Origin of the sequence: Halomonas colorata (assembly GCF_014897985.1) — a bacterium.
GTDB classification, from domain to species: Bacteria; Pseudomonadota; Gammaproteobacteria; order Pseudomonadales; family Halomonadaceae; genus Vreelandella; species Vreelandella colorata.
The window spans coordinates 215,140-226,677 of record NZ_JABUZA010000002.1; the positions used below are offsets into that span (position 1 = coordinate 215,140).

Sequence of the window (11,538 nt, forward strand, 5' to 3'; positions counted from 1 at the left end):
TAAAAGGAGCAGCGTATGAATCGCAACGTAATTCTGACGTGTGCAGTCACCGGCGCAGGCGATACGACCGGCAAAAATCCTAACGTTCCGATTACGCCCAAACAGATCGCGAACGACTGTATCGCTGCGGCAAAAGCAGGCGCCAGCGTTGCCCATATACATGTACGTGATCCGGAAACCGGTGGCATCAGCCACTCACTAGAGCACTTTCGTGAAGTGATGACGCGTGTGCGCGAGGCTGATGCCGACATTGTGATGAATATCACAGCGGGTGGCGGTGGTGATTGGATTCCCGACACTGAAGACCCCACTCGAGGCGGCCCAGGTACAGACATCCAAACACCTGCGCAGCGCCATGCTCCGGTAGGTGAGCTGCTGCCAGAACTGTGCACCCTGGACTGCGGCAGCCTTAACTTTGGCGATATGGTGTATGTAAATACCGCTGACTGGCTTCGCGAGCATGCCCGCCTGGTACAGGCTGCAGGCGTTAAGCCCGAATTGGAGTGCTTTGATCTTGGCCATGTATGGTTTGCCCGCCAGTTGCAGCAGGAAGGGCTTATAGATGGTGATCCCCTTTATCAGCTCTGCCTGGGCATTCCCTGGGGTGCGGAAGCAGACCCCGAAACAATGCTAGCCATGCGCAACAAATTACCCGGTAGAGCGCACTGGGCCGCATTTGGCATTGGCCGTCATCAAATGCCGATGCTCGCTCAGGCCATGCTTTTGGGCGGCCATGCGCGCGTCGGGCTAGAGGATAACCTCTATTTAGAGAGAGGCGTTATGGCGACTAATGGGCAGCTGGTTGAAAAGGCCGCCACGCTCATTGATAACCTTGGCGCCCGCATAATGTCTCCCGCCGAAACTCGCACCCAGCTTAAGCTACGCGACCCGAACACAGGCACCATCGTCACTGGAGGTGATGCATGAGCCACCAACTCGCGGTGATTGGTACGGGTGTTATCGGCAATGGTTGGATTGCCCGCGCACTTGCTCAGGGCTGGGAGGTCGTCGCTTTCGATCCTGACCCCAGTGCTGAAACGCGCACGCGCGTCTTTGTTGAAAATGCCTGGCCTTCCCTGACACGCCTCGGTCTGGCAGAAAGCGCCAGCCTTGACCGGCTGCGCTTTGCTGACAGCCTTGACGCCGCTGTAGCCAATGCAGATTTGATTCAGGAAAATGTGCCGGAACGCTTGGCACTGAAGCGCGATATTCTTGCCAATATCGACGCTGCTGCAGCAGAGAACGTTATCATTGGTTCGTCAACGTCGGGCTTCAAACCGAGTGACCTTCAGCAAGCCTGTACCAAGGCGCCGGGCCGAGTCATCGTTGCGCACCCCTTCAACCCGGTTTACCTGTTGCCGCTGGTGGAGTTAGTCGGTGGCACTGACACACAAGCAGATCAGATTGATACAGCCCAAGCGCACTACAAGGCGCTAGCCATGCGTCCACTGGTGGTGCGCAAAGAGATTGAAGGCCACCTTGCCGATCGCTTGATGGAAGCCCTTTGGCGGGAAGCCCTTCATTTAGTCAATGATGGCGTTGCCACCACAGAAGAGATAGATGCCGCCGTGGTTTACGGCTGCGGCCTGCGCTGGCCTCTGATGGGCACCTTTCTTACCTTTCACTTGGCAGGCGGTGAGCAGGGTATGCGACATATGCTTGAACAGTTTGGTCCGGCGCTTAAACTTCCCTGGACGAAGCTTGAAGCGCCAGAGCTTACCGATGAATTGATTGATCGTGTGGTTGAGGGCTGTGAACACCAGGCCGCAGGCAGGCCGGTCGTGGAACTTGACCGCCGGCGTGATGATTTTCTGGTAGAGCTACTTGATCTCGTTCAAAAATATTGGCCCGAAGCCGAGGGGTTGGAGGGACGCATTTAATGGTCATACTGGATACCAAGGTCGCCGCTGAGTGGGTTGATTACAACGGCCATATGAACGATGCAGAGTACGCCAGGGTATTCTCCCTGGCGGTGGACGCCTTGATGGTACACATTGGCTTGGATGCAACGGGGCGGGACCACCATCGCTATACGCTGTATACGCTGGAAACCCACCTCTGCTATCAGAAAGAAGCCCATGAAGGCCAATCCATGCAGGTAAAAGTGACGCGACTGGATCACGATGCCAAACGCCTGCATATCTTCTTCGAGCTAGTGGATGCAGACAATAATCTCTTAGCGACCAGTGAGCAGATGCTGATGGGCATCAACCAGGAAACCGGGCGTCCCAGTGGGTTTCCTGAGCCCATTTCCCAGGCAATTATCAACCTACCCAGCGCCGCAGCTGGGGAATGGCCTGGACTTGCAGGTCGTACGATTGGTATTCCTCGCAAAAATGCTTATTAGCGATTTTATTGCTCGCTTTGAGGCGGGCTTAGCCAGACTCGAACAGGCGTCGATCCAAGACGCGCGCCGTCACTACGATGATTTATGTCAATCGTTTGCGCCAGCCGACCCGAAGGGTATGACAGTGGCGGATGACTACGTGGCGGGCGTTCCCGTAAGGCGCTTCTGCCCTGCTGTTGCGCCGCCTGAACAAATCGTGTTTATTCACGGCGGCGGCTTTACGATTGGCTCAGTACGCAGTCATCATGGCGTTGCGGCCAGTTTGGCCGATCAATTAAACCGCGAAGTGGTCAGCATCAACTATCGGCTGGCCCCTGAGGCGTGCTACGCGGCTATGCTCAGCGACTGTATCAACGTAGCCCAGGTGGTTAAACCCATCGCGTTAGTCGGCGACAGTGCGGGCGGGCGTTTAGCCATGGACATGGCACCTTTACTTAATAAAGCCATGAGTAACCAACCGCTGCTGGGGCTGATCTACCCACCGGTTAACGGCCTAACCGAACAAACGCTGGGTCCCGATGGTCCGCTGCTCAGTCGTCAGGATGTAGTACTGTGTTTATTACCGCTGTGCCCAGCCCTTAACTCACCCTGTTTGACCCCTGCCCCGGCTTCCCAAGTGGAAGTCCTGGCGGTGGAACACGATCCACTCACGCTGCCGCTTGAAACAACCGTGGCGCGTTGGCGCGCAGAGGGAGTTCAGGTGGGTTATCACCATGCCGCTGCAATGGTACACGGCTCCCTTCACGGCCATGCCATGCTGCCTGAAATGCAAAACGCCTGGCAAGATTTCTGCCAGGCGTTACGATCACGGTTACCCCGTTAAACAGACCTGTTATTGGTAGGCGGCCCGCACGGCTTCAATCGCAGAAGTACCATCTTTTGCCTCAACGCCTTCTAGCCAAGCTGCAACGGTATCCAGGTTCTCGGTGATCCATTCCTGGGCCACCTTATCTGCTGGGAGATCGTCATAGCTATAGCTGTATACCCAGGCGTTTTGATCTTCGATATCGACCACGTACTGAGAAAGGAAACGATGTAGCTGCGGATCTTCTTCTGCCATGCTTGCTGGCACAACAGTCCAAACGGTACTCTCAATCTGGGCGATGCCCGCATCGTCAGCGTCATCAAGATACGCGAGATCAAAACTCACGTTCATCCAATGTGGCTCCCAACCCACAAAGGTAACCCACTCTTCATTGGCTATCTTCTGCTCAGCCTGCGCCAGCATGGCAGCGGTTGAGCTCTCACGCAGGCTCCAATCGCCCAAACCAGCAGCATCGTTGTCAATGGCTGCCAAAATAGCCGTATTAATTCCCGTGCCCGCTTCAATGCCCTGAATTTCACCGTCGAAACGCTCACGATGAGCGTCCAGGTCGGCGACTGACGTGACACCTGCGTCATATACGTATTGCGGTACAACCAAGCCTGAATTGGCACCCTGAATATTGGAAACCAGCTTTTCCACCTTGCCGTTCGCCACCAGCGGCTCCACCATCCCGGTCTGCACGGGATACCAGCCACCCAGATAGACATCGACATCGTTGCGGGTCAGCCCTTCAAGAATCACGCTGACCGCTAAATCTCGCTGCCGGGTTTGGTAGCCCATGGCTTCCATCAACTGTGAAGCTACTTCAGATTTAACCGTTACCCCCGGCCACGGCGGAACGCCAAAACGCACCTCATCCAAACCGGCCGTGGCCGAGCCAGCCATGAACAAAGCGACTAAGCCTGTAGTGCTTAGCGCATAGAAACGTTGTTTAGCCTGTAATGCCGTCTTCATCAATTTATCCTTATAGGGAGATGTATCTTACCAGTCTGCCCAGTAAGCCCCTCGACACACGACATAAAGCGACATATAGAAGACATTACACGACAACAAGACAAATAAGCGCTTAGTTGCCAGCATGGCGACGCACTTCAGCGGGCGAAAGGCCAAAGTGGGCACGAAATGCGCGGGCGAAGCTTGAACTGGATGTAAAGCCGCAGGCAATACCAATATCAAGCACCCCCATTTCCGTTTCGTTCAACAGTCGCTGGGCGCGTTTTAGCCGCAATTGCTGGTACCACTGCCGCGGGGAGGTATTCAGCTGCTGTTCAAAAAGCCGCTGCAATTGTCGGGAGGATACCCCGCTACGCTTGGCGATATCAGCTAACGGCAGTGGCGCCTCAAGATGGCGCTCCATTAACGATACAGCTTCGATAAGGGGACGATGATGAGTACCCAGCCTGCGCGCTAATGACATTCGCTGCTGATCGCTACGGCTACGTAACCGCTCATGTATAAGCTGCTCGGAGACATCGACTGCCAGTTTGGTCCCATGGCGTCGAGCGATAACTTCCAACGCCATATCCATTGCTGCAGCTCCCCCCGCGCAAGAGAAGCGACGCTCACCCAGCTCAAATAATTCATCAGAGGTTTCAATCATGGGATAGCGTTCACGAAAAGCTGGCAGGCTTTCCCAATGCAAAGTAATACGTTCGCCTTTCAGTAGCTTGGCGGCTGCAAGCAAAAAGCCGCCGGTGTCCAACCCGCCGAGCGCGCACCCGGCTTGATCCAAACGATGCAGCCAAGCCATCAACGGTCGACTTAGATGTGCCTCAGGATCAAAACCACCGCATAAGGCTAGTGAAGGTAAATCCAACGCGCTCCCTATCGGCTGATCCACCAATAATGCCATCTCATTGCTCGCGGTTACGGGTCCGCCATCAAGGCTAAACAGTGTCCACTCAAATAGCGTTTTACCACTGATGCGATTGGCAATCCGCAGTGGCTCCACTGCGGAAAAGAAAGCCATCATGGAAAAGCGTGGGAGTAGTAAAAAGCCGATGCGTTCAGGCAAAGGTCCTGAGTAGTGCAGGCGCAAGGTTATCCCTTATAGTTAATTAGTCGTTATCAAGGCGCTCTGAGCGATAAAGCATCCACTCGTTTTCGAGCTGCCCACCCGGTAAGCGGCAATAGCGACCGCTGCCCAAGCGTGTTTCCTGTACCTCGGATTGCCCGCCAATGCTTTCACAGTACTCAGTGGCCGCGCCCCGCATGCTGGTTTGCGTATCAGCGCGCTCTCCCGTGGCGCAACCGCCCAGCAGAAACATGCCAATCAGAATAGAGATATAACCGGCCCCTTTCACACCAGGGCTGATTGGTCTCGATCTTTTTAACCTTGCATCTACGAACATGGCAGCCTCCTTTGGCAGTCTACTTTGGTAGCCGTTTGCGAATTTTCACTTTAGCCCTGCCGGCTTGCTACTGCGAGCTCACCAGCATATTTGCCGATATCACCAATGCTGGCTAGGCTATTGTTAGTCCTACGGAAGGACTGGCTAATCAAAGTATTTATTCATAAGGAGAGTGACGCTATGTCCAGCCCGGAACATAAGCAGAAGATCTGGAAGATGATCAAGGATATCAAGGTAGGCATGCTGGTGACGCTGGACCACGATACCCCGCGCGCGCGCCCCATGCACCTGGTGCAGGAAGAGTATGACGGCACGTTGTGGTTCTATACCCGCCGTAGCGCCGAAAAAGTCTTTGAAGCCAAAAGTGATCACGACGTATGCCTGAGCTTTTCCGATCAGGAAGACGGTGTATACGTTTCGCTATCAGGCAAGGCCAACCTAAACGATGACCGCGAGCTGATCCATAAGTACTGGAACCCCTTCGTGGCCGCCTGGTTCCCGGAAGGCAAGGACGACCCGGACGTCACGCTTCTGGAAATCAAGGTAGAGATGGGCGAGCACTGGAAATCCAAGGAGAGCAAAACCTACCAGCTCTACGAGATTGCCAAGGCCAACCTCAAGAAAGATGCCAAACCGGATCTTGGTGAAAATGAAAAATTCGGTGGTTAATTCCGCTATAAAACGCCCTGCCCCCAGGGCGCTTTTCCGTTTAGCAGCCTTGATGCTACTGGGTACCGGAGCAGCCTGGGCCTCTGATGATGCGCCGCAAGGCGGCTCATCCAGCAACTGCGAACCTACCGAGCAGCAGCAGGAAATGCTTTCACTGGTTAACGAGGCGCGCAGCCAAACTCGGCAGTGCGGCAATCAGTCGTTTGATTCGGTAGTGCCACTGACCTGGAGCTGCAAGCTTCATGCGGCAGCCAAGGCGCACTCGGAAGATATGGCCGAGAACGAGTATTTCAGCCATACCAGCCCTGAGGGCGTTAGCATCGAACAGCGCGTGGAAGAGCAAGACTATGTATGGCGCGCAGTGGGGGAAAATATTGCTGCGGGCCATATGTCAGCCACTGCCGCCGTCGACGGCTGGCTGGAAAGCCCCGGCCACTGCAGCAATATCATGAACGGCGCCTTTACCCAGATGGGCATGGCCAACGCCGACAACCCGGAATCCCGCTACACCACTTACTGGACCCAGGCACTGGGCCAGCCCCGCTAACCAAACTGAATGCGTCGGTTCACATGCCTGCACCAGGTTACTGAGTCGGCGCCAGATCCCCATAGTGAACCGCCGTTATCGCATTCTTCGGCGACCCATCCACCAGTTTGGTGCTGTAAGTCAGGTATACGAAGGTTTCGGTTTCAGCGTCGTGCATGCGCACTACGCGCATATTCTTGAATAGCGCTGAACGGCGCTGGGTAAACACCACTTCCTGCTCTTCTACCTCCGCCGGGTTAAACACGATCTCGCCCGTTTGCCGACAGGCAACGCTCGCCTCACTGGCCTCTTCGGCAAGCCCCACTGCACCGGAGATCCCGCCAATCTGAGAATAGGAAATATAGCAGGAGATACCCTGCACCTTGGGGTCGTCAAAGCGCTCAACTTCAATGGTGTTATTTGGCCCCAGCATGCGGAACTCAGTGCGCACACTGCCAATATGGGCATCCTGGGCCAGCAGCACCGAAGGCAATAGTGCCAACGTAAGCGCAAGCAGCTTGATGGCAATACGTTTGGAGAAAAGCATGGTTAGCTCCCTTTGCAAAGTTGGCTGATGAAAGAGCAGGTGGCGCGTGAATCTTCAAGCATCACAGCATCAGTGCCGCAATCCAAGCAAATATCAGCATGCCAAAATTGGCATGAATAAACGTAGGAATTACGCTATCGCTGATATGATCGTGTTGCCCATCGGCGTTGAGGCCAGCGGTAGCACCTAAGGTAATAGTAGACGCCGGGGAACCCGCATCACCCAGTGCCGCGGCAGCCCCTAACAGGGCAATCGTCGCGACCGGCGAGAAGCCTAGCGTGATTGCTAAAGGCACATAGATAGGCGCAAGGATAGGCACGCTAGCGAAAGAGTCACCAAATCCTATGGTGATAAACAAGCCAACAACAAGCATTAATGCCGCGCCAAGCACCATATTGTCGCCAATGAAATCAGCCGTCGCCGACACCAGGGGCGCAATTTCATTCGTTGCGTTTAAAATCCCGGAGAAGCCGGAGGCAAACGTAATAATCACGGCAATTTGCGCCATCATGCGTAAGCCTTCCGTGAAAACATCGTCCTGGTCACTCCAACGAAAGATGCCTGCCACACTCAAAATCATAAAGCCGATCATTGCCCCGATTAACAGCGAGTCAAACTGTAGTTGGCAAATCAGCGCCACTACCAGGGCTGCTACCGTAAAGATAATCTGTTTAAAGTTAAGCGGCTTTAAGGGTGTTTCAGTTTGCAGCGTGGTGGATGGCGCCTCCTGGTAACGACGCGGCTTACGATACGTATAAAAAACGGCCACGAGCATACCTAACAGAATGCCCATTACCGGCAGCGCCATTGCTTTCAGCACCATGCCCGGTGTTGCGGACATCCCATAGGCCTGGCCAACACTATTAACGTTGGCTAGCAGTATTTCATTTAAATAAATGGCCCCGAAACCCGTGGGCAGCAACAAGTAGCTAGCGCTCATCGAGCAGGCAAGAATGCACGCAATACCACGGCGATCCATACGCAGCTTGTTCATCACCCCGAGCAATGGCGGGATAAGGATAGGGATAAACGCTATATGCACAGGCACCAGGTTCTGGGACATGATGGAAGCGGCGACCAGCGCTAAAAGCAGCATCCACTTTACGCCTTTATTGGTGGCGCCCACGTTAAGGTCAAGCTGTGAGGCGATCTTATAAGCAAGCAGATCCACCAAACCACTGCGGGCAATGGCCACCGCAAAAGCCCCAATCATGATGTAGGTAACCCCAACCTGAGCACCCATTAACAGGTTGTCATTGAAGGTATCCACGGCCTCGCTCATGGATAGCCCGCTATGCAAGGCCCCCAGCAGTGCCGATGAAATCAGGGCTATCGCCACCGGGATTTTCAACAGACACAGCATTACCATCAGCAAGATAGCCAAAACGATCGCATTAATATGGTAACCAAACGCTATTGATACTAAATAAATAACCGCAAATACGCTTAAACAGGGAAGCGCCCTTCGGCTCATGAAGTTATCTTGCCCAGTTTGTTGGTTTAGCGTTATAGCGTTCGCCATTTGAAAAGGCTTCCTTTTATACAAGTATTATTGGAACAGTGGGCGCGCTTTTAACCCTTATTTTCTGGATCATTTTCCAGAAACGGCACGCCAAGACCCGCCCCACGATCACTGCCGGGCGACATCATACCGGCATCTGTACGACGCATCATCAATAAAGGGGGTACTGAGATGGGGATGTTGCTCGGTAATGCGAACACCCCGCACAAGGACGGGGCGTAGGTCACATACCAGCATCTTTTGCCTATGTGGCGTCGAGATCGTCCAGGTTGGGCACATACTCCATTTGCGCTTCAAGCTCTTTTAGCCGACGAGTGAAGCCTAGGCCGAATGCTTGCTGTGGTTACATATAGCGCCAAGGCTGCTACCGTAAATAGCCTCATCCACACTCTTCGTTCTTTCGTCGCTTAGCGTTAAGCCATCAACACTACGATACGGCTTGCAACTGCTTTCCTGCTAGAGCAAGCGACTCTCTGTATTCCCACGCCTCCGCGGCCATCGTCCAATGAACCTCGGCTTGCTGACTATCCACCACTTCTCGAACTTCAGTGATAGGGACTTGGAAAAACTCCTTACGTGCATTAAGCCGGTTTACTTGGCGGTTAGCGAATCTCCGGTGAAGCTCGCGTTCTAAAGAGGGAGCGTCGTCGGAATAAATCATCGCATGCACATCAAATGAGAATGGCACGCTGGCATCACCAAGCTCTTTAACGCGATCCAGGGGCTCAAGCCGCCGGGTCATGCCTATTTTGAAAACATTTTCGCCAAATGAGCCAATGTTTGAAATTACGTAAACGTGACCACGCCTTGTCTGCTGGGCCATTGAAATTGCACGCTGGCCGCGCGCCTCTGATTCTTGCAGTTGAAGCTCAAGCTCTGCCAAGCGAGCCTTATAACCTTCGCGTTCAGCCTCACTGGCACTCTCGAGTTGCTTTCGAGCCTCCGCCATCGCTTTGGCGAGCATTTTCTCTTCTTTTTCAGCCTGCTTTAGAGCCTTCTCGATATCCCTGCGGGCCTTTTCTTCTTCGCGCATTTGCTCACGGATTTCTCTCTGCTCCTCTTGCTCAATACGCTTCAGCTCCATTGTGGCTACGGCCCACTTCAACTCTTCTAGGCGCGCTTGCAAGTATAGATCGGTGATTCGAGCGTTTTTAAAGGGCTGTCCATTATGGTTTACCAGCGCAAACGCATCGAGAATGCCTTGTTTCAGTTTGCCGTAATTATCATGCTTAACTTTAGACAGGATAGAATCGACCTTGCCATTGAAAGCATCAACTGCAAAGTGGATGGCGTATTCTCTTCTTGTTTTCTCAACATAATCACAGCCGCCAGCCCGGCCATTTTTTGCCATGTCTGCACTATGCTTACGTGATTGCTTGAGTTTTTGCCCGGCATCTTTATGTGAAAAATCTTCGGCCAAGTCGTCCAGCAGGCTTGCGTTCGGAATGATGTAATCATCGTGATAGCCCTCGATGACATTCTTCATGGCCTTTGCTGTTTGCTCATAGAGCTTGGCGTTTTCCACCGCTTTCAATGCATTTCCAGCGGTTTCCTCGGCCTGAATGCGGGCATGAGAAATGATCTTTTCGGCTTTAGCGTGAGCCTCTTGGATGAGGCTTTGTGATTTAGATTCTGAAAGCCTGACTTTGTCACGAATTTCAGATGCTTCTCGCCGCGCTTCTGCAATTATCTGAGACCGCTTTTCATCAGCATTTTGCTTGATACTGGCGGCTTCGAATTCAGCGTTCTCTTTTCTGCTGAATGCGGCTTTTAAATGGTTTTTGCTTTCACGTTCAGCGTCTTGCCATAGCTGTCCGGCTTTTTTCTTTGCCTCAAAAACGATACGTTCTGCTTCTAACTCTGCATCCTCAATCGCTTGATACTTTGATAAGCGCTCAAGAGCGGCGTCTAGCTGGCTTATCTTATGGCCTCGTTCTTCAAGCGCTGACGTTATAACAGCCACTTGCTTATCTGCGCTTTTTTTCTTTCTCGCAATCACCAGGGCGGCAATCCACCCAGAGAGCACCAAGCAGCCGAGAATCACTAAAACAACTTTCGAAAATTCCATCCAAATCCCCTAAAAGCATTATCAGTTGCGCATCTACGGGCGCTCTAATCAATCTTAGCTTTAAAGGGGAGGATGGCGCTATTGCGACTGCTGTATATTTAACAGAAAGTTGAACCTATACCGCTATGCGGTATAACGGGTTAGCGAGGGGACTATATAATCGATGCATCAGCATCTGAGGCTGACTTGAGAGTGCCGCCCGGCAACCGTTTCGAGCACTAGAGCGGGAAACTGTCCCATTTGTGTTCGATCCAAGTAAACAAGCAATATCGCCTGATCTTCGCGTGGTCTAATGGTCAGGCTAGCGATATCTATCTAGACCCGCACACCTATAGGTGACGCCATGATGATGACAGAGCCGAAGCCCACCACTGTTGGTGAGATGCTAACACTTGAATTCCTTGAGCCGCTGGAGCTTACCCAATCGGCGCTTGCTCGTCAGATGGGTACGGCGCCCCGCCTGGTCAACGAACTCTGCAATAACAAGCGAGCATTGACGGCTGAAACCGCCATCATGCTAGCGACGGTCTTGTAAACGCGCCACTAACCACATCTTCTCAAGCGGAGTTTTGCTGACCACACTGAGGTTTCTTCATCCAGGAGATCCTCATGATCCAAGAACTCAACTCCATGCAGGCGTTTTGGCTCGGGCATCTGTATCACGCCTCGGTGCGCGAGATTC

The 11,538-nt window shown here is 53.2% G+C and carries 14 protein-coding genes; 8 read left to right on the plus strand and 6 right to left on the minus strand.

All coding sequences use genetic code 11. The annotated features are described in order from the left end of the window. The first annotated feature begins 15 nt into the window (after positions 1 to 15). From INT33_RS02190 to INT33_RS02205, 4 genes are read left to right on the plus strand one after another with little or no spacing between them, the layout of a single operon-like run. On the plus strand, positions 16 to 927 hold the full coding sequence (locus tag INT33_RS02190) for a BKACE family enzyme (protein ID WP_172116226.1): 912 nt from the start codon (positions 16 to 18) through the stop codon (positions 925 to 927). After that, positions 924 to 1,880: an L-carnitine dehydrogenase gene (locus INT33_RS02195; RefSeq protein ID WP_172116225.1), complete on the plus strand. Its 957-nt coding sequence runs from the start codon at positions 924 to 926 to the stop codon at positions 1,878 to 1,880. The genes INT33_RS02190 and INT33_RS02195 overlap by 4 nt, the downstream gene beginning before the upstream one ends. Further along, positions 1,880 to 2,347: a thioesterase family protein gene (locus INT33_RS02200; protein ID WP_172116224.1), complete on the plus strand. Its 468-nt coding sequence runs from the start codon at positions 1,880 to 1,882 to the stop codon at positions 2,345 to 2,347. The genes INT33_RS02195 and INT33_RS02200 overlap by 1 nt, the downstream gene beginning before the upstream one ends. Further along, positions 2,337 to 3,170, plus strand: coding sequence for an alpha/beta hydrolase fold domain-containing protein (locus INT33_RS02205; protein ID WP_172116223.1), 834 nt, complete (start codon positions 2,337 to 2,339; stop codon positions 3,168 to 3,170). The genes INT33_RS02200 and INT33_RS02205 overlap by 11 nt, the downstream gene beginning before the upstream one ends. Before the next feature lie 9 nt (positions 3,171 to 3,179). On the opposite strand, the gene INT33_RS02210 is transcribed toward INT33_RS02205, so the two are convergent. The 3 genes from INT33_RS02210 to INT33_RS02220 form a co-directional block, all read right to left on the minus strand. Continuing rightward, the gene (locus INT33_RS02210; protein ID WP_172116222.1) at positions 3,180 to 4,127 is read right to left on the minus strand and encodes an ABC transporter substrate-binding protein; all 948 of its coding nucleotides are present in this window, start codon (positions 4,125 to 4,127) and stop codon (positions 3,180 to 3,182) included. A gap of 112 nt (positions 4,128 to 4,239) precedes the next feature. Then, on the minus strand, positions 4,240 to 5,211 hold the full coding sequence (locus INT33_RS02215; protein WP_172116221.1) for a GlxA family transcriptional regulator: 972 nt from the start codon (positions 5,209 to 5,211) through the stop codon (positions 4,240 to 4,242). 19 nt (positions 5,212 to 5,230) lie between these two features. Beyond that, positions 5,231 to 5,524 carry a DUF333 domain-containing protein gene (locus INT33_RS02220; RefSeq protein WP_172116220.1) on the minus strand — a complete coding sequence of 98 codons (294 nt, stop codon included), beginning with the start codon at positions 5,522 to 5,524 and terminating at the stop codon, positions 5,231 to 5,233. A gap of 180 nt (positions 5,525 to 5,704) precedes the next feature. Between INT33_RS02220 and INT33_RS02225 the strand changes: the two genes are divergently transcribed. Both INT33_RS02225 and INT33_RS02230 read left to right on the plus strand, forming a co-directional pair. Then, the gene (locus INT33_RS02225) at positions 5,705 to 6,193 is read left to right on the plus strand and encodes a pyridoxamine 5'-phosphate oxidase family protein (RefSeq protein ID WP_172116219.1); all 489 of its coding nucleotides are present in this window, start codon (positions 5,705 to 5,707) and stop codon (positions 6,191 to 6,193) included. A 52-nt stretch (positions 6,194 to 6,245) separates the two neighbouring features. Next, complete coding sequence (locus tag INT33_RS02230; protein WP_225736051.1) at positions 6,246 to 6,740, plus strand: CAP domain-containing protein; 495 nt, start codon at positions 6,246 to 6,248, stop codon at positions 6,738 to 6,740. A 37-nt stretch (positions 6,741 to 6,777) separates the two neighbouring features. On the opposite strand, the gene INT33_RS02235 is transcribed toward INT33_RS02230, so the two are convergent. The 3 genes from INT33_RS02235 to INT33_RS02245 all read right to left on the minus strand — a co-directional run bounded on the left by INT33_RS02235 (position 6,778) and on the right by INT33_RS02245 (position 10,856). Continuing rightward, a complete protein-coding gene (locus tag INT33_RS02235) occupies positions 6,778 to 7,266 on the minus strand; it encodes a CreA family protein (protein ID WP_192537037.1) in 489 nt (162 codons plus the stop codon). Positions 7,267 to 7,327: 61 nt separating this feature from the next. Further along, the gene (locus INT33_RS02240) at positions 7,328 to 8,665 is read right to left on the minus strand and encodes a Na+/H+ antiporter family protein (protein WP_192537129.1); all 1,338 of its coding nucleotides are present in this window, start codon (positions 8,663 to 8,665) and stop codon (positions 7,328 to 7,330) included. Between the two features lie 550 nt (positions 8,666 to 9,215). After that, entirely contained in the window at positions 9,216 to 10,856 is a 1,641-nt protein-coding gene (locus tag INT33_RS02245) for a DUF4041 domain-containing protein (RefSeq protein WP_192537036.1), read from the minus strand. Positions 10,857 to 11,087: 231 nt separating this feature from the next. Between INT33_RS02245 and INT33_RS21070 the strand changes: the two genes are divergently transcribed. Further along, positions 11,088 to 11,195, plus strand: coding sequence for a type II toxin-antitoxin system RelE/ParE family toxin (locus tag INT33_RS21070; RefSeq protein ID WP_264298903.1), 108 nt, complete (start codon positions 11,088 to 11,090; stop codon positions 11,193 to 11,195). Between the two features lie 4 nt (positions 11,196 to 11,199). Beyond that, positions 11,200 to 11,391, plus strand: a complete 192-nt coding sequence (locus INT33_RS02255; RefSeq protein WP_192539996.1) for a HigA family addiction module antitoxin — start codon at positions 11,200 to 11,202, stop codon at positions 11,389 to 11,391. Positions 11,392 to 11,538 lie beyond the last annotated feature (147 nt).